The sequence below is a fragment of the Micromonospora sp. RTGN7 genome (assembly GCF_033804645.1).
GTDB lineage: Bacteria > Actinomycetota > Actinomycetes > Mycobacteriales > Micromonosporaceae > Micromonospora.
In genome coordinates, this window is sequence record NZ_JAPZLF010000015.1 from 77370 (window position 1) to 98653 (window position 21284).

General features: G+C 68.5%; 18 protein-coding genes and 3 pseudogenes. 9 read left to right on the forward strand and 12 right to left on the reverse strand.

From position 1 onward, the window contains the following. Positions 1-17 precede the first annotated feature (17 nt). Together SNR22_RS21445 and SNR22_RS21450 are read right to left on the reverse strand one after the other, a co-directional pair. Positions 18-794 carry a glucose 1-dehydrogenase gene (locus SNR22_RS21445; RefSeq protein WP_320068419.1) on the reverse strand — a complete coding sequence of 259 codons (777 nt, stop codon included), beginning with the start codon at positions 792-794 and terminating at the stop codon, positions 18-20. A 91-nt stretch (positions 795-885) separates the two neighbouring features. After that, entirely contained in the window at positions 886-1773 is an 888-nt protein-coding gene (locus SNR22_RS21450; RefSeq protein WP_320068451.1) for a helix-turn-helix transcriptional regulator, read from the reverse strand. A 448-nt stretch (positions 1774-2221) separates the two neighbouring features. Here SNR22_RS21450 and SNR22_RS21455 point away from each other — a divergent pair, with 448 nt between their 5' ends. From SNR22_RS21455 to SNR22_RS21480, 6 genes and pseudogenes are all read left to right on the forward strand, one after another. After that, on the forward strand, positions 2222-2551 hold the full coding sequence (locus tag SNR22_RS21455) for a carboxymuconolactone decarboxylase family protein (protein WP_320068420.1): 330 nt from the start codon (positions 2222-2224) through the stop codon (positions 2549-2551). Further along, positions 2491-3645, forward strand: a complete 1155-nt coding sequence (locus SNR22_RS21460) for a zinc-dependent alcohol dehydrogenase family protein (protein ID WP_320068421.1) — start codon at positions 2491-2493, stop codon at positions 3643-3645. Before SNR22_RS21455 ends, SNR22_RS21460 begins: the two co-directional genes overlap by 61 nt. A 285-nt stretch (positions 3646-3930) precedes the next feature. Beyond that, positions 3931-4122 (forward strand): hypothetical protein, encoded by a 192-nt coding sequence (locus tag SNR22_RS21465; RefSeq protein ID WP_413775679.1) that lies wholly within the window; start codon positions 3931-3933, stop codon positions 4120-4122. Positions 4123-4470: 348 nt separating this feature from the next. Then, positions 4471-4626: a hypothetical protein gene (locus SNR22_RS21470; protein WP_320068423.1), complete on the forward strand. Its 156-nt coding sequence runs from the start codon at positions 4471-4473 to the stop codon at positions 4624-4626. 242 nt (positions 4627-4868) lie between these two features. Next, positions 4869-5387, forward strand: coding sequence for a hypothetical protein (locus SNR22_RS21475; RefSeq protein WP_320068424.1), 519 nt, complete (start codon positions 4869-4871; stop codon positions 5385-5387). 245 nt (positions 5388-5632) lie between these two features. After that, positions 5633-6028, forward strand: a pseudogene (locus SNR22_RS21480) (transposase); the annotation flags it as partial. Between the two features lie 474 nt (positions 6029-6502). Here the strand turns inward: SNR22_RS21480 and SNR22_RS21485 are convergent. From SNR22_RS21485 to SNR22_RS21515, 7 genes and pseudogenes are all read right to left on the reverse strand, one after another. Then, positions 6503-7141, reverse strand: coding sequence for a recombinase family protein (locus tag SNR22_RS21485; protein WP_320068425.1), 639 nt, complete (start codon positions 7139-7141; stop codon positions 6503-6505). 223 nt (positions 7142-7364) lie between these two features. After that, on the reverse strand, positions 7365-9659 hold the full coding sequence (locus SNR22_RS21490; RefSeq protein WP_320068426.1) for an FtsX-like permease family protein: 2295 nt from the start codon (positions 9657-9659) through the stop codon (positions 7365-7367). Beyond that, positions 9656-10333, reverse strand: coding sequence for an ABC transporter ATP-binding protein (locus tag SNR22_RS21495; RefSeq protein ID WP_320068427.1), 678 nt, complete (start codon positions 10331-10333; stop codon positions 9656-9658). Before SNR22_RS21495 ends, SNR22_RS21490 begins: the two co-directional genes overlap by 4 nt. A gap of 93 nt (positions 10334-10426) precedes the next feature. Beyond that, entirely contained in the window at positions 10427-10927 is a 501-nt protein-coding gene (locus tag SNR22_RS21500) for a DUF4158 domain-containing protein (RefSeq protein WP_320068428.1), read from the reverse strand. A 227-nt stretch (positions 10928-11154) separates the two neighbouring features. Next, the gene (locus SNR22_RS21505; RefSeq protein ID WP_320068429.1) at positions 11155-11619 is read right to left on the reverse strand and encodes a DUF3592 domain-containing protein; all 465 of its coding nucleotides are present in this window, start codon (positions 11617-11619) and stop codon (positions 11155-11157) included. Between the two features lie 95 nt (positions 11620-11714). Next, positions 11715-11804: pseudogene (locus SNR22_RS21510) on the reverse strand (XRE family transcriptional regulator); the annotation flags it as partial. Continuing rightward, entirely contained in the window at positions 11801-12022 is a 222-nt protein-coding gene (locus tag SNR22_RS21515) for a winged helix-turn-helix domain-containing protein (protein WP_320068430.1), read from the reverse strand. The gene SNR22_RS21515 and the pseudogene SNR22_RS21510, both read right to left, overlap by 4 nt. A gap of 276 nt (positions 12023-12298) precedes the next feature. Here SNR22_RS21515 and SNR22_RS21520 point away from each other — a divergent pair, with 276 nt between their 5' ends. The 3 genes from SNR22_RS21520 to SNR22_RS21530 are packed head-to-tail and all read left to right on the forward strand — an operon-like array spanning position 12299 to position 14436. After that, positions 12299-12733, forward strand: a complete 435-nt coding sequence (locus SNR22_RS21520) for a DivIVA domain-containing protein (RefSeq protein WP_320068431.1) — start codon at positions 12299-12301, stop codon at positions 12731-12733. Further along, a complete protein-coding gene (locus SNR22_RS21525) occupies positions 12726-13220 on the forward strand; it encodes a hypothetical protein (RefSeq protein ID WP_320068432.1) in 495 nt (164 codons plus the stop codon). Before SNR22_RS21520 ends, SNR22_RS21525 begins: the two co-directional genes overlap by 8 nt. Next, entirely contained in the window at positions 13207-14436 is a 1230-nt protein-coding gene (locus tag SNR22_RS21530; protein ID WP_320068433.1) for a helix-turn-helix transcriptional regulator, read from the forward strand. The genes SNR22_RS21525 and SNR22_RS21530 overlap by 14 nt, the downstream gene beginning before the upstream one ends. Before the next feature lie 237 nt (positions 14437-14673). Here the strand turns inward: SNR22_RS21530 and SNR22_RS21535 are convergent, their stop codons facing one another. From SNR22_RS21535 to SNR22_RS21545, 3 genes and pseudogenes are all read right to left on the reverse strand, one after another. After that, complete coding sequence (locus tag SNR22_RS21535) at positions 14674-19686, reverse strand: fibronectin type III domain-containing protein (protein WP_320068434.1); 5013 nt, start codon at positions 19684-19686, stop codon at positions 14674-14676. Between the two features lie 342 nt (positions 19687-20028). Then, positions 20029-20242 (reverse strand): annotated as a pseudogene (locus SNR22_RS29435) (IS5/IS1182 family transposase); the annotation flags it as partial. A 522-nt stretch (positions 20243-20764) separates the two neighbouring features. Further along, entirely contained in the window at positions 20765-21250 is a 486-nt protein-coding gene (locus tag SNR22_RS21545; RefSeq protein WP_320068435.1) for an HIT family protein, read from the reverse strand. Between the last annotated feature and the right edge of the window lie 34 nt (positions 21251-21284).

Consider the following 21284-nt stretch of genomic DNA (forward strand, 5'->3'; position numbering starts at 1 on the left):
AATAGGCGTGCCTGGTGTCATAGTCCGACGGTCTGGCCTCCGTCGACGACGAGAGCGTGGCCGATGGTGAAAGCGCCAAGATCGGAGCATAGCCACAGCACGGCTGAGGCGATTTCCTCGGGACGTCCCATCCGCCCGATGGGTTCCTGACCGATCACGCGTTGTCGGCCTTCCTCAGTGCCGCCGGAGAAGCGGTCCATCATCGGTGTGTCGATGATGCCGGGGCAGACGGCGTTGATTCGGACGCCGAACGCTGCATAGTCCAGGGCAGCCGCTTTGGTCAGACCGATGACGCCATGCTTCGACGCGGCATAGGCTGCCTGCCCTGCTATGCCAACCACTCCAGCGCCCGAGGAGGTGTTCACGATCGTGCCCCCGCCGGTTTCAAGCATGGCGGGAATCTGGTGCTTCATGCCGTAGAAGACCCCCCGCAGGTTGATATTGACAATGCGGTCCCAGTCTTCGTCGCTGGTATCAGCCAGCGCCGTGGGCGGCTGCTCGACGCCAGCGTTGTTGAACGCTATGTCCAGCCGTCCGAACTGCTTCAGCGTCGCCGCGACTGCAGCGGCGACGTCGTCGCTTCGGGAGACGTCGCAGCGAACTGCGAGGGCACGGCCGCCATGCTGCTCGACGAGGCGAGCTGTCTCGTCAATGCCCGCCTCGGATTCGGCGGAAACTGTGACGCTGGCTCCCTGCTGGGCGAATGCGAGCGCTGTCGCACGGCCGATGCCGCTGCTCGCGCCGGTGATGAACGCGACCTTCCCAGCGAACTGGCCGGATCCGTTGACGGTCATGCGGTCGTCTCCTGTCAACTATTGAGCCCAAATATTGCTAACACACCGTGTAGGTCGTCGGCCGATGGCCGACAGGGCGCGACATCCGCCGTTACCCGTTGCTGTCGACGCCGTGAGGCGGTGTTGAGCTTGATGAGGTGATCGAGGGCCGGCTTCGAGAACCGATGGTTGCATCTGTGGCGGTCCAGGAGGCTAGAAGGTCCAGGGCTTGGGCGGTGGGTGAGGCGGGTTCGGCGACGTAGAGGGTGAGGGCGAAGCCGGGTTCGGAGACGAGTTCCACGCTTTCGTAGGCGAGTTCGAGGTTGCCGACGTCGCGGTGGCGGAAGTGTTTGATTCCGGCGCCGTGGGCTCTGACGTTGTGGGCGCTCCAGCGTCGGCGGAAGGGTCCGCTGCGGGTGGACAGTTCGCCGACGAGGTCGTGCAGGTCTTTGTCGTGGGGGTCGCGGCCTGCCTCGGTGTGCAGGATGGCGACGCAGGTGTCTGCGGCCAGGTCCCAGTCGGGGTAGAAGTCTCGTGCGGTGTCCAGGTGCAGGAACGTGAACCGGGCGAAGTTCGGGCAGTCCTCGGCGGGTGCGGTGTCGTAGACGGTGGCGTGCATGGCGCGGCCGAGGTGGTTGGCTGCCAGGAGGTCCATGCGGCCGTTACGGATGATGGCCGGTGCGGTGAACCGGTCGAGGGCCCATTGCAGGCTGGGCCGGGGTGTCCATCGTTTCGCCGGGCGGCGGCGGGGTCGCATGCCTGCGCTGGTGCCGTCTGCGGCGTGGGCGAGGTGGAACAGGTGGGCTCGTTCGGCGTCGTCGAGTTGCAGGGCTCGGGCGAGGGCGTCCAGGACGGAGGCGGACACGCCGGTGATCGCGCCGCGTTCGAGTTTCGAGTAGTACTCGATGCTCACGCCTGCGAGGGTGGCGACCTCGCCGCACCGCAGTCCGGGTACGCGGCGGGGCCCGATGTCGGGTAATTCGGCCTGCTGCGGGGTGATCTTGGCCCGTCGGGAGACGAGGAAGTCGCGGACTTCGACGCGGTGTCCATCTCACCGACGGTACGGCGTACTGCCGGGGGGTGGGGTGCCCTGCCGGTACACGTTTGGCTGATGACTCCCAGGCGCCGACGGGATGAGGTTCGCTGGATCGGTAACCGCCTTACAAGCTGCGCGTGCCGCCTGTCGGCGACGGCAGGAAGCGGGGTGTGGCGGCGAGCTTCCTAGATCCGAAAGGGTGTGCTGCTCGATGAACCCGACGTACGATTTATCCGGTAAGGTCGCTTTCGTCACCGGTCGGGCACGACGGTGACCTCATCCCGCTCGGCACCGTCGAGACCGGCATGGACCGGCTGGACCGGCTCGAACAAGGCCCGGTCACCGTCGTACCAGTCAGGTGACCAAGCCGCCATAACGCAGCGCAAGAACGCACAGGAAGGACAGATACCGCATGGCTGACGACACGGTGACCCCGGGAGCGCGAGGGATGTTCGGCGACTTCGCCCCAGCTCTGGTCGAGTACACCGACGATCTGCTGTTCGGCCAGGTGTGGGAACGGGCCGAACTGTCGCGGCGCGACCGCAGCCTCATCACGGTGGCCGCCCTGCTCGCCGGTGGCAACACCGAACAGCTCACCTTCCACCTCGCCTACGCCAAGCAGAATGGCCTCACCGAAACCGAGCTCATCGAGGCCATCACCCACCTGGCGTTCTACGCCGGGTGGCCGAAAGCAATGTCCGCGATGGCGGTAGCCAAGCAGGTTTTCGCCTCCGCCGACTGACAACCGGCCGCCGCCCTCGGTTCGGCGCGCCATCCCGCATCGCAATGACTCCATTGGGAAGGATTCTCGATCATGCGTGGCGCTGTCTTGTACGCCCGGGCGACGTACGGGTGGAAACCCGTGACGACCCCCGCATCGAACAACCCTCCGACGCGATCATCCGCATCACCGCCGCATGCGTCTGCGGGTCCGATCTGTGGCCATACCGCGGCATCGAGCCCGTCAACCGGCCGACTCCGATGGGCCACGAATACATCGGCATCGTTGAGGAAGTCGGCAGCCAGGTCACCACGATCCGGCCCGGCCAGTGCGTCGTCGGCTCGTTCGTCGCCTCGGACAACACCTGCGAAATCTGCCAGGCCGGATACCAGACCTCGTGCGTGCACCGCGAATGGATCGGACCGCTCGGCTCGCAGGCCGAATACCTGCGCGTCCCGCTCGCAGACGGAACCCTGGTCGCCACCGCCGAGCGGCCCGACGAGGACCTGATCCCCAGCCTGCTGGCCGCCTCCGACGTGCTGGGAACAGGCTGGTTCGGTGCCGTCGCCGCCGACGTCAAGCCCGGCAAGACCGTCGCCGTCGTCGGCGACGGAGCCGTCGGCCTGCTCGCCGTACTCGCCGCCAAGCAACTCGGTGCGGAGCGGATCATCGCGATGAGCCGGCACGCCGACCGCCAGAAACTCGCCCTCGAATACGGGGCCACCGACATCGTCACCGAACGCGGCGACGACGGAGTCACCCGGATCAAGGACCTCACCGACGGGTTCGGCGCGCACTCGGCCATCGAGGCCGTCGGCACCCAGGAATCGATGATGCAGGCCATCCGCGCCACACGCCCCGGCGGCCACGTCGGCTACGTCGGCGTCGCCCACGGCATCCAACTGCCTGGCGAGGAACTGTTCTACTCCCACGTCCACCTGCACGGTGGACCCGCGCCGGTCCGCCGGTTCCTGCCTGAACTCGTCGACCTGATCATCAGCCACACGATCGACCCCGGCAAGGTCTTCGACCTCACCCTGCCACTCGACCAGGCCGCCGAAGGCTACCGGGCGATGGACGAACGCCGCGCCATCAAAGCCCTGCTGCGGCCCTGAGCGAACACGGAGCACACCACTGGACACCGCCTCACCGAAGAGATACCGGCGGAAGTAGGGCTTCCGCGCCAGCGTGCGATAGGTCTGGACGAGCTTCACCGGTTCGTGCTCGTGGCCGGAAGCTGGCGTTCGTAGAACATGACCGCCTCCGTGGCCCGGCTGGCCGGTAAGACCTTGTGCATCAGCTTCGTCACGCTCGGGGAGTTGACCAAGTGGACCGTGCTGCGGAGCTGAGGGCCACGCAAGCTGGCTGACCTCGCGCAGTGGCGGTCGGGTGTCGTCCTCCTGCCCTTCGACGAGGCGGTGGCAACCACCTGGGGGCAGCTCCAGGAGCGGGCGCAACATCGTGGGCGGCCTCGGCCGACGAACGATTCCTGGATCGCGGCTTGCTGCCTGGTCGACCGGCTGCCACTGGCAACCTTGAACGGCAAGTACTACGCCGAGTACGACGGCCTCCGGCTCTTCGACGTCTCCTAGCTTTCGGCAACCCCCTCGGCGTGGCTGTCCGGCGTCGTACGGCTTCCCGCCCCTGGCCCCTCGGACCGGGGGCGGCTTGGCGTGGCGCCGGCATTCTGCGGCCTGGTCCTCGTACTCGGTGCCAAACCGCGAAGCGGTGCGGCAGCCGAGCGCCCTGACATCGACGGCGGCGTCCTGACAAAATTTTCTGGTGAACTTTCGACGGCTCCTATCCGTATAACTCGTTTTCTGAACGCCCGCAGTTTGGGAAGCTCCACCTTGTCATCTTTGAATGCCTATGCGACACTCTTTCCGGCGCTTACGAGGCGCTTTTGCGCGCGCGGAGATGGGGGAGCCGAGGGGTGAGGTGTGCGGGTCAGTCACGGTGATAGCGATCGGCACCTCGATGCCGGTCAGGGCGGCACCCGCTCAAAGCGCACCCTATCTTCGGCCGAGATCCACGGCGAACTGAGCGAGTTCCACGCGCCGGATAAATTGACGTCGCCCTTCATCGGCATCCGCTGACCGGCTTGATTTTCGCAGCAACCCCATTGGGGCCTTCGGCTTCGTCCCACCTGGACGTGCCGAAACGCTCGGGGAGGGTTTTCATCGCACCCGGTAGTCCCCTCAGGTGATCGGCCAAAGGCGCTCGCCGCCGCCGACGCGCTGTGTGGTGGGAGGGATCGGCCCGGGTTTTCCAGGTATGGATGTGCAGGCAGTGATCGACCCGTGCGTTGCGGAGAAGTTTCGCGCGTAGGAACGTTGAGATGGGAGTGAAGAACGTGAAGGTTGGAAGTCTCAAACGAGCCATTGCCAGGTTGGCAGTGGTAGTGGTGGCGATCGGTGCCCCGGCGATGGTCACGGCGACGCCCGCCCAGGCGCAGTATGTTTCGGTCAACGCCTGGGGGATGATCTTCAATGAGTACCAGTGGACCAAGACTTTGACTTGGTCAATTTCAACCCCTCGTTTCATTTATGCCTCCGACAATATCTTGGGCAGCCAGCCGCGGCAGTCTTGGATCGTTCAGGACAATGCGCCCAACGGGCATACTATTTTCCACGCCGATGGATGCCTGGACAGCAACGCCCAGGGCGAGCCCTACGTCATGGGTTGCAACGGCGGTAATTATCAGCGGTGGCATTTCAATAGGGTGAACACCTCCGGAAAGGCGGTCTGGCAGATCCAAAACAAGGCGACCGGCCTTTGCCTGGAGAATTGGAATAACGGTGGGGTGTGGGCCCTTCCTTGTGCCAATAAATCTGGACAGCGCTGGTTTATGGGCTGATCTGGAATCCTCGTAGATGTCAGTTTCGCGCCTGGTGCTCGCGAGGTGCCAGGCGCGAAACCGCGAGGAAGGCGGTGGTGCGGCCCGCGCCTGCTCGCTGTCGGATCAGGGTCGGAAGGGGCACTTGCGCGACCACGAAACCGTTTGCGGGGCATCCCGTGTCTCTCCTTTTCGGAGTGTTCATGCTTCGGCGTCTATAGCGGAAGTCAACCAGTCGTAGGCATCTATGCAAGACCGCGCCTGCGGTGGACGAGACCGGCTTCCTGAAGAAGGGGATCAAGTCGGCGGGGGTGCAGCGTCAGTACTCCGGCACAGCGGGGCGGACGGAGAGCTGCCAGCTCGGGGCGTTCCTGGCCTACGCCGGCCCACACGGGCGCACGCTGATCGACCGGGAGCTGTATCTGCCCCGCGGCTGGTGCGACAATCTCGCCCGCCGTGAGGAAGCCGGCATCGCAGCCAGCGTCGGGTTCGCCACGAAACCCGCGCTGGGACTGCGGATGCTCGAACGCGCCATCACCGCCGGACTGCCGGCAAGGTGGGTCACCGCCGACGAGGCATACGGGCAGGACTCGAAGTTCCGGACGTGGCTGCAGCAGCAGCGCATCGGCTACGTCCTGGCCGTGCCCCGCAACCAGCGGGTCCCCACCACGGTGGGCAACTCCCGCCCGGACGTCCTTGCTGGATCATTACCAGGTGCGTCGCTACGACGCCTGGTACCGCCACATAACGCTCGTTCTATGCGCCCACGCATACCTCGCCGTCACCGCCGTGCAGGCCAAAAAGGGGGCGCTGAATCCGATGATGGCCTCATTCCTTACACCCTCGGCGAGGTCCGACGTCTGCTGGCACACCTGATCACCACGACCCGACCGTTCGACCGCATCCATCGATGGTCACGATGGCGTCGCCGACACCAGCACCGCGCCCGAACAGCCCACCACCAGCGACGACTCCGACTTCATCAGGTGCGGCTGGAGTATTAGGCATCCAGCTTGTCATCGCTTGCCAGCTTCTGGCATTAAGCTGCGGAAACGCCAGCCGGCGATGATGGTCGGGCAGCCGGTACGATGTCATGCTGTACCGGGCCTTGAGGACCAACGGCGCTGGATCCGGCGCTAAGCCGTAATCGCCTGGTCGAGGGGTTGTAGTGCCCGGTAGAGGGTGGAGCGGCCGACGCTGAGGTGTCTGGCGATGGCGGTGACGGATTCGCCGCGGGCTTGGCGTGCGCGGGCGATGGCGAGAATGTCGTCGGTGACGGTGGTGGGGCGTCCGCCGTGTCGGCCGGCGGCGGCTGCGGCGCGTAGTCCGTCGAGGGTGCGGTCGCGGATCAGTTCGCGTTCCATCTCGGCGGCGAGGGCGGCGACGGCGAACAGGAGCCGGTCGGCGAGGGTGGCGCCGCCGGGGCGGTGCACGCCGGCGCAGATGCCGGTGAGGATTTCCAGGGTGATGTCGCGGGCGTGGAGTTCGTCTTCGAGGAAGACGAGCAGTTCCTTCATTGAGCGGGCGACCCGGTCGGGGCGGTGGATGACGAGGGTGTCGCCGGGGCGCAGGGTGTCCAGGGCAGTGCGCAGTTTGGGACGGTCGCCGCGGGTGCTCGCGGTCTCGATGATGATCTCGCGGCAGTGCGCGGCGTTGATGTCGTCGAGTTGGGAGTCGTGATCTTGCTCGCGGGTGCTGACCCGGGCGTAGCCGACGCGGATCCGGTTGTGCGGCTGCGGCGGCGCGGAGGCGGGGCGTGCGGAGGCGGGAGTCACGCCGCCGATCGTCCCGGAAACGTCCCGTAATCTCGGTTCCGCCACGCCGGTTCTGGGACGGGTTTCGGGACTCGCCGTCCTGCGCGAACATCTCCAATAGTTGACCTTGAGGGGCCGTCCCGCAAAGGAGCGTTTACGGGACGCGTTGTTTCGCCCTCGTCATCAGCCGCTCGGGCTGCCGCTTGAACGCCGGATCGAGACAGATCCCAAGAGCTTCCCGGTGTTACTCGCGCCGGAGGTCTTCGCTGCTGGTTCTGAGCAGGGTGCCGACGTAGACGACCGCGGTGAGCAGCACGACGGCGGTTGCGGTGAGGCCAACCTGTGTGAGCAGGATGTGCCCAAACCGGCGCGTGGTGACCCCGGTGATTTCGATGGCGGTGTAGACGGCACCCGCGGTCGCTGCCATCGCCATTGCCGCCGAGATGACCAACGGGAGAGCCACTTCTGCCATGTCGGCTGCGGCTTCTGTCCGGCGGGGCACTCCAACAATCCGTAGGGCTGCGATGAGCTTGCGGCGTTCGATCAGCCGGTCGACGGCGACGACGACGAGTGCGGCGAGGCACAGGATGAGGGTGATGGCCATGAGCGCGCCGATGATCACCGTGACGGTGGCGCCTCCGAGACCCTGGGTGGTGCCGAGGAAGCCCTGAACGTTGGATGCGGGCGCTTGTGCGGCGAGGATCTGGCGGGCCCGCTCAAGGATGGGTGCTTCGTTACGCAGGAGAACGGTGGTGGTCTGCGCAGCGGTGCAGTCCGCAGCGGTGGTGATGAGCAGTTGGTAGGGCCGGTCGGCGTACAGCTTCGGGGTCAGCTCAAGCTTGTCGGCGGGGGCCACGATGGTCCGCGCCGCGGGACAGTTGGTTTCCGCAGCCGGCGCGAGGCGCAGGGTGGTACCTGCCGGGAGTTGTCGCTCGCCGGAGAAGTCGGGCGAGTTGATGTGCAGCCGGTAGACGCGCTCAGGGCTGCATGCTTCCGCGCCGTCGAACAGCCCGCGGACGTCGGCGCAGGAGGCGATCATGACGTCGGCCCGCTTCTCGGCGCCCAGTTCCGCCGAGGCGTATACGTATTGGGAGGCGCCGCGTATGCCCGGGGTGGCGCGCAGAGCGTCGAGCGCGGTGGGGTTCACGGCGCCATCGAGGGTGAGTTTGAGTTGGGTCGGCGCGGACGGTGTGGCCAACGACTCGGCGAGGCGGACGTGCTCCGCGGCGCCGAGGCCGATACCCGCGGCGAAGAGGGTGACACCTACCGTCGCGACGAGCCGGGCCGCGGCGCCGTCTGAGGCCAGGGCGCGCCGCCCGGCGATACGCAGCGCGGGCGGGAGCCCGGGACGCCGGTTGAGGCGCTGCCACACGGTCTGCACGAGCAGCGGCGTGACAAGCGGCAGTCCTACGGCTGTCAGGACGAGGCCAGCGGCGAAGGCCAACAGCGCCCAGAAGGCCCTCGTGGCGGGCAGTGCCGCTGCGCCGGCCAGGAGGACGACTCCGCAGGTGATGGGCGCGATCCGCAGTAGCGCCGGCCGTCGGCTGGCCGCATTGCGGAAGGCGTGGAGTGGATTGCCGCGCAGGCGGGCGAACGCGCCGGTGGCCACGGCGACGGCATACAGCGGCAGCCCCACTGCGGTCAACGCGACCGTGAACGGCGACAGCGAGAGGTCCTCGGCGAACCAGTGCAGGTGACCAAGACTCACCTGTTCGGTTCCGCCGCGCGCGGACAGCCAGCCGGCGATCCCGATCGCGGCGCCGACGGCCGCCACCGCCCCGGTCTCGACGGCGTTGACCACCTGCGTCTGGCGGGCGTCGGCCCCGAGTAGGCGAAGAGCGGCCAGCCGTCGTTCCCGGGTGGCCGCCGACAACCGTGCCGACGCCGCCAGGAAGATGCCCAGAGGAATGAGAACGAACACGGCCATGCCGACCGGCACGAGCACAGCCGGCCGCAGCACCTCCTCGACAGCCCCAGCCCAGGAAGCGCCCCGATGCCTGATCTTCGTACCGATCCGTTCGACGCACTGCGTCCCGCCAGCCCGCTCCGCTTCGGCAGCGGGCACGCCGACGTAGGCCAACAGCTCGTCCGGCGCAACCAAGCCCGCGGGGTCAACGATGCCGACGACACGCTGCGGGAATCTCGCAGCAGCGCGCGCGTCGTCGCCGATGAGCTCTGCCAGGGCAGGTGACACCACGATCTCACCGGCCGCTGGCCAGGCCAGCATGCCGGGTGGGCGAGGCGACTGCGCGGTGGTGTTCCACACGGCGACACGGCGTAACGGACGGGAGCCGATGTTGTCCTCGACGGTGCGTAGCTTGAGACAATCCGCCGTGCCGGCTGACGTGGCCAGGACGGGCTCTCGCTTACCGATGCGGCCGTCCTGCCGCTCGGCGACACCGGGAGCGGCGAGGGTGGCTAGGAGCACGAACGCGCCGAAGGCGACCGCTGCGGCCTGCAGTACCAGGCGGACCAGTCCAGTGGCGCCGCCGCCGCGGCACAGCCGCAATCCCAACCGCACGAACGGGAGGTAGCTCATGCTTGCAGAACGCCGTCTCGCATCGTCAGGACCCGGTCGGCCTCGGCGGCGACCTCGGCGGCGTGGGTGACCAGGATGAGCGCGCTGCCGCCAGCGCGAGCCAGGTCGAGCAGCGCCGACAGCGACTGCGCGGCGGAGCGGGAGTCCAGCGCGCCGGTCGGCTCGTCAGCGAAGACCACACTCGGCTGGTGCACGAGCGCCCGCGCGATGGCGGCCCGCTGGGCCTGCCCACCGGAGACCCGCGACGGCGTGCGATTCCGCTCACCGTCGAGGCCGAGGCGAGCAAGTAGCCCGTCCGCGGTCGCGCGGGCCTTACGGGCGGAGACGCCGGTCAGGCGCAACGGCAGCTCCACATTCTCGGCCAGCGTCAGCTCCGGTATCAGGTCGCCGAACTGCATCACGAAGCCGCACTGGCGCAGCCGCAAACCGGCTCGTGCGCGGTCATCGACCGCGCTGAGGTCGACGCCGTTGAGATACACCGACCCCTTGTCCGGGCTCAACACTCCCGCGAGCAGGAACAGCAGAGTGGATTTGCCCGAGCCGGACGGGCCCGTGATCGCGACTACCTCGCCCCTGGACACACGCACGCTGGCCTCGCGCACGGCAACCGTCTGGCCGACCGTGTAGGTCAGGCCATCGCTCGAGACGACGTCAGCGCCCACACCGATGCCCATCCTGAAGACCACCCCCGAAGTTGCTCACGACGCTGAGGATGCCAGCCATACGAATCTATGGCCAGCACCCTCGCCGCGCGTGGCTGTGATCGATCAGAGACAGTTGCCGGCGAGCTTGTAGCTCTCCGCCTCATTGTCGAAGCTGCGCTCCGGCCCCAGTTCCGCGACATATTCGCCGGCGTTGAGGCAGATTCGCGTGCCGGTGTAGTTGTCGTTGTCGAAAATCGTCAGCTTCTGACCGGTGCGGTTCCAGACAGAGCTGATCTCGTTGTCGCCGTCCCATCCGGGGTGATGCTCCAGCCGGGTCTTCTCCCGCTCCGTGTACCGCTTCACACACGACGAGTCAGCCGCCCCGACCTGCGCCGCGACGTAATCCAGCACCACCAGCGGCACATCCAACGGATCCGGCAGGAACGTCCCCAAAAACCGGACCGTCACCAACTGCAACACGAACCCCAGCCGGTTGTGATCACCACGACGAGTCGCCACCAACTCCCGGTCAGCGTCATCGAGAAAGAGGAACCGCTCCAACGCCTCCTGATCAGGAGGCACAGCCGCGAACCGGCCGAACTGCGCGATCTGGTCATCCGTCAAGAATCTGCTCGGCACGACCGATCAACGTACGGCACATCCGCCGCCATCAACAGACCCGAGCCTTAGCGCCGGATCCAGCGCCGTTGGTCCTCAAGGGCCGTACCGCCCGTAGCTTCGATCGCGCTGACGTCTCTCGTAGCGGTGACTGTTTCCCGGGGTGTTCCGCCAGCCCAGGTCGTCGCGCCATTCCTGCACGCGCTCGCGCACCTCGGCGGCGGCGTTCCGGATCACCGGGAACCGGGGTGGCGACCCGTTTTGATCCAGACGAGCGCCGCCACGATCGCCAGGCCCCCGGCGACCCCGAGCAGGATGGGCAACTGGAGCAGCAGGTCCTCCGTCGCGTACCCGTCAGCCGTGGCCGCCTTGGACGGATCGTTCAGGTCGACGTACACCGTGAGCTCCTCCCCGGCGTGGCGCCGACCCTCGTCGAGCTCGCTGGAGAACCGCTCCTGGTACGCCACACCGCCGACGGAATACGCCACGGTCATCCTGGTCACCGAGGACGAACGGCTCACCCGGAGCCGGTCCGCCTGCACGACTCGGCCGGTCACTGCCGTTCCCTCGTTGACCCGCTGGTCGACAGTGGCGTTCAGCTGAGCATCGAGCAGGACGGCACCGCAGATCAGCACGGTTCCGAAGAGAGCCGCGACGATGACCCGCGATCCGCGGGGAAGCCTTACCGATACCGACACCGGTCCTCCACAGCACGTGAGCTCATGTCGATCAGCCGGTCGGTGGCGGGTTCACACTCTCAGATGCGGCCATCGCGCATCACTCTCATTCACTCGGCGGTCTTCGGATCTACCCCCGTCTGAGCTGCAAGACTCTCTGCCGTCTCGCCGGCCTCGGTCATGGCCGCTCGAAGTGCCTGGTTCAGCCGGCCGCCTTGGCCTTGACGTAGACGCCCTCGCCCTGGCGACCCTCGACCAGGCCCTCGGCCTTGAGTACCAGCATGGCTCCACGGATCGAGCCGTAGGACACGCCGTGCTGGGTCTGCAGCTCGGTGATCGAGGGCAGCTTGTCCCCAACAGACAGTTCGCCGGTGCGAATCTGCTCGCGGATGGCCTCTGCCACTCGCTCGTACTTTGCGGTCATCTCTACTCCTCGGGTCGCACCTCCGAGTAGATCACCTCCAGATATCCACATCAACTATGTCGAGCCACGTAGACTACGTACACTACGTCGATTATGCTCCGAGTCGTGTTCGTCCTCGGGTCGCACCAGGAGGGGCACGAGTCCGGTGCCTGCCCACTTGTTCCCCGTTGCCCAATCGCGGCAGGCACCGGACCCGATCAAGCCACCAGCCACCCGGCCCCAGGTCGTGACAGCGGCCGGGCCGCCAGCCATCTCGACAGCGCAGGACGGAGGCATATGGAGCCCAGAGAAGACGAACCCGCCGAGCTGGTTGGGGGTGGGTCTTCTATCGGTGTCGGCGGCACCGGCGAGGGCGGTGCGGTCTACCAGTCCCGCCGGAACCTGCTGACCCCGGCCGACATCCGGTGGCAGGACTTCCCGCTGACCAGGTTCGGTCGCCGGGGCCTCGATCCTGAGGCGGTCGGCAGGTTCCTCCGTCGGGTAGAGGTCGACCTGGACGCCCTGTACCAGGAGGTCATCGCCGCTCGGGACGAGGCGCGCCACCACCGCGACGCCGCGACCGAGCTGCGAGCAGAGCGCTGGCGTCCTCGCGAGCCGTGGGCGCAGCGGCCCCGGGGTGAGTACCGGCGTCCGCCGATGTGGCCGTCGTACTCGCCCCGCCGGCAGGGCTGCCACCGTCAGCCGGGAGACGAAGGCGGCGGCGATGGCTGACTACCCGGCGATCCATGGCCCGTCCAGGCCGGACTGGAACTGCCTCGTCTGCGGGGACCCCTGGCCCTGCCTGACCCGCAAACGGCAGCTCAAGGAGCTGTGCCAGTGCAACATTCGCACGCTCGTCCGCTACATGACCGAGTACCTGCCGGACGCCCGGGCCGAAATCGCCGGCGTGAGCAGCAGTGACATCACCGAACGCATCGTCGGGTGGTGCGGCAGACCGTTGGAGATGTGGGCGGTCCAGGAGCACGCGCCGACTTGGGAGATCAAGACCGGCACCGACGCTACCGACCCCATCGGAAGGCAGGCAGATATGGGCGCCAAGGAGAACGGCGCGGCGCAGAGCCGCAGTGAGCAGGCCGAGGCCGCCGAACGGGAGGCCGCGAGGCAACGCCTGCTGGAGCAGGCCGAGGCGGATCGGGTACCGGTGGACGACACGACCAGGGCGGTGCCCGACCGGCGGTGGCGTCGTGACCAACCGTGAAGTGCCGATAGGACGCCGGATCGCCCGGCTACGGGTGCGACGGCGGATGACCCAGCAGATGCTCGCCGACCGGCTAGGCAAGTCGAAGAGCTGGGTCGACAAGGTCGAGCGGGGTGTCCGTGCCCTCGACCGGTTCACGGTCATCCAGGAACTCGCCGAGGTGCTCCGCGTCGACCCGGTGGTGCTCCTCGGCCGTGACGCCCTACCGTCGCAGGCTGCCCGCGCCGCCGTACATGGCGTCGACGGGGTACGGGCCGCCCTCGCCCGCTACGACACCGCCCTGACCGGGCCGCAGGTGCGGGCGGCACCGCCGGCCGACGAGCTGCGCCGGCGGGTGCGGCACGCCTGGCTGACGTACCAGCACGCCGACTACCCGCAACTGCTGCGGATGCTGCCGGAGTTGCTCGGCGACACCCAACACGCCCACGCCCACGCCGCCCACGCCCACGACGGAGGCGCCGCCGGGGACGGCGCGGCGGAGCTGCTGGTGCAGGCGTACCGGATCACGTCGTCGGTGTTGGTGAAGCTCGGCGAGGGCGACCTCGGCTGGCTCGCCGCCGACCGGGCGATGTCCGTGGCCACCGGCGACCCGCTGCTGGTGGCGGCGGCCACCGTGCCGCTGGGGCAGGCGCTGCGCGTCCTCGACCGCCCCCGGCCGGCCCTGGCCGTCACGGTCGCCGCCGCGCACCGCATCGCCCCCAGAATGCCGGGCGGCGGCTCGCCGCCGCGGGAGCTGGCGCTGCGCGGGACGCTGCTGATCCAGGCCGCCCTGGCCGCCGCCGGGTTCGGCGACGAACGCAGCGCAGGGGAGCTGCTCGACCAGGCGGCCGGGATCGCCGGCGAGATCGGCGAGGGCCACGACCGGCACTGGAGCAGTTTCGGGCCCACGGCGGTGGAGTTGGCCCGGGTGGCTGCCGCCGTCGAGCTGGGTGCCGGCGGCGAGGCCGTCGCCCGCCACGAGAAGGTGGTCGGCGCGGACGACTGGCGGCGGTTGCCCGCCGAACACCGGGCGGGGTACCTGCTCGACGTCACCCGCGCGTACCTCCAGATCGGCGACCCACTCACGGCCGGACGCGCCCTGGTCGACGCGAACCGCACCGCACCGGTCGAAGTCCGGCTACGGCCGGTGGCCCGTACCCTGCTCACCGACCTGACCCGCCACGGACCGGTCCCGGCGGACGTGGCCCAACTCGCCACGGCCCTCGGCATCGGGTGACGGCCCTCGGCCCCTTCCCCTGAGCGCCGCGATCACCTCGGCGGTCCGTGCGCCAGGTGTAGGAAGCGAATGCCCCGGTAACTCAGCAGCGGCGACGCCCTGCCCCCTGCCTACGGTCGGTCCTCTGCCCTGTGCCGCACGTGAGCCGCGAGGACGGGCGGCCGACCCGCAACCACGACCGAGCGCCCGGCCCGGTGCGAACACCGGACCGAGCGCTGGAACCAACCGCCGGACGGATCAGTACAGCGACTGCACCCAGACCTTCTCGTTACCGGGGCAGTAGAACGGGTCGCACTTGTCCTCCAGCACGTAGGCGACGGCCGACATGTCGGCGGCCACCGCCCAGAGCTGGTCCCTCATCTCGTGGATGGCGTCGATCGCCACGATGGTGGTGAACTCCCGGGTGCCGGTGTTGAACACCGCGACGCTGGAGTTGGGCTTGTTCCAGTCGCGCTGGTCCACCACGACAACGGCCCCGCCGTCCATCGACATCATCCTGGGCGTCACCCCGTACGAGACGTTCCAGCTGTACGCGACGTCATCCGGAGTGATCCGCGCCTCGGTGGGCAGGGGTTTCACCGCGAGCCCGCTGACGTTGAGCTCGATCTGGGGGGGATCGTAGGAGTACGTGGCCGCCAACTGGGAACCGTTCCCAGCCACCACGAGGGCGCTGATCTCCTCGCCGGTGTCCACCGCGCAGCTCGGGCCCATCGGCTGACCGCCGCCACCACCGACGTCGAACCGCATCACGCTGTAGCAGATGCCGTACTCGTCCTCGGTCCGGCTGTCCCGGGTGACGTAGTAGATCGCGCTGCCGTCGGCGGTCATGTCGAAGCGGATGTCCCCGTTTGCCGTGCAGCCCGGCTCCAGCGGGCACCGCTCCAGTGGCTGGGCCTCCCCGTTACCGACCGCGTAGTAGATCCGGCTCTGGCTGGCCCCGTAGAGGGTGGCCGGGAAGGCCACGATCGAGCCGTCCCGGCTCAGCTTCGCCTGCCGGCGGGTCGGGTATTCGATGACCATCTGCGGCGAGTTGATGGTCTTGCCGGTTACCGCCGTGGTGACCCCGCTGGTCACGTTGTACGTCATCAGCTCGCTCGACGTCCGGCCGTAGTCGGTGTACGGGTAACCGACGTAGGCCACCACCGAACCGTCGTAGTTCGCCGCGACCGGCATCCAGACATCGCCGTACCCGTAACCGGGCAGCCCCTTCGACGCGAGCACCGTCTCGCCGGTGAACCGGTCGGTGCGCACGATGCGCCAGCGTCCGCCCGGGCCGGCGCCCTCCGCCGGCATGATGTTGCTGTTGGTCTTGACGTCGTAGAAGACGTACCGGCCGTTTCCGGAGATGACCACGCCGCTGCGCTGGCCGACGTTGTCGGGGTTGCCCGCCGCGTCCACCGCGATGTTGACCACCGGACCGGTGCCCCGGTAGGCCTCGGTCGGTACCACCACCGGGCTCGGCTTCGACGCGTCGCTGCTCCCCGCCTCGTTGATCGCGAAGACCCGGAACTGGTATGACACCCCGGGGGTCAGGTTGGGCACCAGGACGCTGGTGGCCGGCGCGTTGACGTACACCGTCCGGGTTTCCGGGGTGGACGTCACCGCGTAGCGGGTGATCGGCAGGTTGCCGGTCACCGGCGGCGCGGTCCAGCTCACCTGGGCGGCGAGCGGCCGTGGCTGCGCGTCCACGTTGCCGGGCACGTCCGGCGGGGTGGTGCCCTGGACGTGGACGACCGCCCGTTGGGCCAGCTCCTCGCCGCCGGTCAGCGGGCCGGGCGGGCTGTACGCCTCGATCACCGCGGTGCCGGCCAGGTTGGCGGTGAAGTTGCCGCTGCCGTCGACCGAGCCGGGGCCGGAGAGCTTACGCCAACTGATCGGTATCTCGGGTGGATAGAGCACCGGCTGCGCGGAGAGCTGCACCGACTCGCCGGGATCGATCGACGACTCCAGCGGGGTCACCTTGAGGCCCTTGAACGCGCTGCCGGAGCTGGCCAGGGTGACGAAGAAGTCGACCAGGTTGTCCTTGGAGAACTCGATCTCCCGGCCGAAGAACTTCCTGGTTTTGAAGAAGACCCCGACGGTCACCCCGGCGCGCAGCTCCCACCACGGGTTCTGCGTGGTGTCCATCTTCAGCCGTAGGTAAGGCCGGACGGTCAGCCCCGGCCCTGCGGCGTCGTAGAAGTAGAGGGTGCTGACCACCGGCAGGGCCAGGGTGATGTCCCCGTCGGCGTACGCCTCCACGTTGGACGCTTGCCGGCCGTTGGACTGGTTGATGCCGCGGTGCGAGATCACCGCACCGTTGTGCGTGGCCATCTCGGCGCCGACCAGCCGGCCGAAGGTCACCGACGCGGTAACCCCCATCGACCCCTCGACGGTGATCGTCGGCTTGACCGAGAAGTCCAGGCAGAGGACGACCGGGACCGGCCCGGCCTGGATGGTGAAGCAGCGTGAGCGGATCTTGACCCCGGGCAGCTCGAACTCCTCCTGGTTGAGGAAGCCGAACTTGGCCCGGAACTCCGACACGTAGTCCACGCTCACGTGGTGGAACGTGTCCACACCGGTCTCGGAGATGTCGATGTCATTGTCCAGGCGCGGATTGAGATCGATCTGCGCCTCCAGCTTGCCGCCCACCGGCGGAAGCTGTGACGGCGGGCGCAGCGGGTCGCTGCCCAGCTCGCCGTTCATCGAGACGTTGGCCTCGACCACCACGTGCCCGTGCCGCAGCCCGATGTTCACGCCCTGGGTGCCGGCGGCGGGCGCGCCCTGGTCGAGGGTGCGTCCACGCAGTGTCGGCTGCTTGCGCCGCAGTTGCGGCGACTCGGCGACGAACTCGGCCACGTCCGCGTCGCCGACCTCGGAGACCGCCGCCAGGCTGACCTGGTCGAAGACCTGGTCCAGGGCCGCCGGTTCGGTGGCCACCAGCACCAGTCCGCTCTCGGTGGTCACCTTCGTCACGGTGCGGAACAGGCCGTTGGGGGCGAGCGGGTGGGCCTGCAGGATCAGCACCGTACCGGCCGTCAGCGACCGGATCGCCGCCGGCGGCTGCTCGAAGACCAGAGTGCCATCGCCGCGGACCAGCCGGAGGGTGGCGCTTTCCGCCTCGGTGAGCACCTTTGGAGTCGCCTTGACCTGGAGCTGCGGGGTCACCTCCGGGCTGCTCTGGCTCGCCGCTCCGGTGCCCGCCGCGTTGGTCGCTCGGACCGAGAACCGGTAGGCGAGCGCCGGGTCGAGACCGGAGACGGTGGCACCGGTCCCGGAGACCGATACGGTCCCGCCAGACGGGGTGACCACCACGGTGTAGCCGGTGATGGCGCTGGTGCCCACGTCCACCGGGGCGTTCCACTGGACGTCGACCACGCCGCTGGCGCGGGCTCCGGCCCGCACGTCGGTCGGCGCGGCCGGGGCACGGGCCGCGGCGGGCTTCGCCCCGGTGCGCTCGGCGGCCGGGGACGCGCCGGCCTTGTTCCGGGCCACCACCCGGATCGTGTAGGCGGTGCCGTTGGTGAGTCCGGTCAGTGCCGCGACCGTGGTGTCCGCAGCTACCTGCACCTGGTGCCCGCCGGGCTCGGCGGTGACGGTGTAGCCGGTGATCGGGGCGCCGCCGTCGGAGGGGGCGACCCACTGCACGTCGACCCGCTGGTTCAGCGGTACGACAAGCATGGCGGCCGGCTCCAGCGGCACGTCCGCCAGGCTCGGCACCACCGCCTCGGAACGGGGTGAGGTCGCGCCGTTGCCGGCGGCGCTCAACGCCACCACGGTGAAGGTGTAGGTGGTCCCGTTGGCCAGGCCGCCCACGATCACCTCGGTTTTATCGGCGGCGGCCTGCGCGCTGGCACCACCCGGGTTGGCGGTGATCCGGTATCCGGTCACGTCGGCGGCGCCCCGGTCCGGCGGGGACCAGGTGACCTTGACCGCGGCGTCCCGCGGATAGACGGAGGTGACGAACGGGGTGCCCGGCGGGCTGGGCGGCGCGGGCGTGGCGCCGGGGGACTGCGCCGACTCGGTCGACTCGCCGGCGGCGTTGCGGGCGCGCACGGTGAACCAGTAGGTGCGGCCGTTGGTCAGCCCGGTCACGGTGGCGGAAAGGGTGGTGGCGGTGACGGTGCGGGCCCCCGGGTAGGTGGTGACGGTGTATCCGGTGATCGGGGCGCCGCCGTCGTCGGACGGCGCGGTCCAGCGGACGGTGGCCTGCCCGTTGCCGCCGCTGGCGTTGACCCCGGTCGGCGGGGCGGGCGCGGTCGGGTCGCGGAAGTAGCAGGTGACGTCCACCGAGAAGGTGACGCTGCCGGTGCCGGTGTTGGCCACGGTGTACTTGCCGGAGAGCAGCCGTACCGTCATCGGGCCGGTGGCGGCCTGGCCGGTCTGGTAGCGGACGTAGGCCAGGCTTCCGTTGCTGGTGGTGCCGCTGGCGGCGGTCAGGTGCAGGCAGGCGCCTCCGGCGTTGGCGGGCACGCCGGTGAGGCCCCCGACCTGGACCGCGACGCTGCTGCCGGCGGCGACCACCAGGTCGGTCTGGACGCGCTGCGGCGGCACCGGAACGATCGAGGCCGCGTTGTAGCCGCCCTTGGTGGTGTAGTAGCCGGCGCGGTAGACGTAGAGGGTGACGCTGGCGGTGCCGTTGTTGCGGAACCCCGCCTTCCCGGTGCTGCCGGGCGCCACCACGACCTCGTTCGTCGCGTAGTCGTTGACGATGTAGTTGAGCTGCGGTACGGCCGGGTTGGTGCCGCCGTCCGGGTGGACCGAGGCGGTGCCGGCCGCCGTGGAGCGCACCATCAGGTTCAGCAGCACCCCCTTGACGTCGGTGACGCTCGTCCCGGAGGGCAGTGTGGTGAACAGATAGGTCGCCCCGGCCGCGACGGTGACCCCGGAGGCGAGGCTGCTCGGGCTCAGCGGCACGTAGTAGGCGCCGCCCGGCTGGCTGGGCGGCTGGAGGTAGCCCTGCACGACCACGGTGACGGTGACGCTGGCGGCGCCGCCGTTGGTCAGGGTGATTGCGCCGTTCGGGCCGAGGCCGACGGTCGCCGAGGAGTGGGTGGCCAGGTTGGGCCGGTAGGTGACCTGCCGGGCGGGTGTGGCCGGCGCGCCGGACGGGGCGACGCTCACCGTGCCGGCGCCGGTGGAGTTCGCCACCAGCCGGGCGGAGACCCCGGTGGCGTACGCGGGGACCGGTGCCACCCCTCGGACCTGCACCGCGGTCGAGCCGCTGGCCGGGACCACGACGTTACCGATGGAGGTGGGTGGCACGGTCACGAAGCGGTCCGGCACGGGTGCCGCGGTTTCGGCGCGGGCCGGGATGGCCGGCAACCCGGGTGGTCCGATGGCGACGATGGCGGCCGGTGTGACGGCCAGTAGACATGCGAGTATGACGGCCGATGGACGGCGCATGGTGATGCTCCCCCGTGCGGTGGTGCCGGAACGGTCGCGATCCTTTCACGAAGATCAATGGCCAGGGTATGTGCGTTGACCCTGGGGCCCGGTCATCCGTTCGGCCGATTGATTCATTGATGGAAATGTGTTGAATCAATTGAGCTATTCTCGGTAATGGCTCGTGACGCTGCTGTTGGGCGTCGGTCAGTTCGACGCCCTTCATCTTTTGATCGGGACGGTGAAGATGGTGGCTTCGCCCTCGTGGCCCAGGTCGGCCAGGGCGTGCAGTCCGTCGCCGGTCCAAGCCGTCAACTCGGGCAAGATCTGCGGGTGGGCGCGTGCGCAGGTCGTGTCGTGTTCACGTCCTGGGCGGACGTCGGAGGTCCACTGCGGCCACCCGTCAGGTGACGACACGGACGTTGCCGCCGTGGTGGTGATGTAAGGACGTGCCTATCGATGGAAATACGGCTGCTGCGCCACGGAACAGTGAACTACGGTGGCTCCGATGCAGGAAGATGAGATTCAGCGGGCAACACGGGCAGCCATGTCGAGCGGCTCATCGCTCGGCCTGACCGTCCACGATGCCGCCGTCCTGCACAACTCGAACACGCTCACCCTGCGTCTGCAGCCCTGCGCCGTGCTCGCCCGGGTGGCGCCGGTCGCCCACCAGTGCGCCCGGCTTGAAGTGGATGTCGCCCAGCGGTTGGCCGAGGTCGGGAGCCCGGTGGCTGCGCTGGAATCGCCCGAGGTCTTTGTCCGGGGCGGCTACGCCGGATCTAGGTCCGGGCTCAGGTCGGACTCAGGTCCCGACGTAGGTCCAGATCCAGGTCTGGTGGGTGGTCCTGGCCGCTGGCCTGCGACCAGGACCCGCGTCGGTACCCGGGTGCCCGGGTCTCCCGGGAGGGGACGGGGCGGGAGGAGCTCAGGTAGACGCAGACCGGCGATCACCTTGTAAGCCAGATTAGCGGGAGGCAGCGGCGCGCAGCTCGGCAGCGATCGCTTCCTTGAGCTCCTCGTGGTGAGGGCCGAGGGCGTGCTCTGGTGCGTCTCGGACGCCTGGGTCGTACCGCCATACAGGCCCGTTTCGCCAGGGCTCAGGTTCCCAGGTGTATCGAGGGTGGATGTGGGCGTGCAGGTGGTGCCAGGAGTTACCGAGGATCTCGTAGTTGAGCCGGTGAACCGCGGGGTCTCGACGGCTGATCACCTTGAGGACGGCCTCACCTAACAGGCTCATGTCCGTCAGGAACTCGGTTCGCTGGCCCACAGGCAGATCGGTGAGATGGTCCGCCTTCCCGGCATAGAGCAGAAGGGTATAGCCGGGGAGATGCTGGGTGTCACCCAAGACGGCCCAGCCAGTCCGCATTCGGGTGATCACCGTGGGGTTCTCGCCACGATCGGCCGCACCGATTCGGTCGTTGCGCCAGTCGGGCGGTGTGGAAAGAGTCACGGGACCACGGTAATCCATCTCCACCGTTGCGCTG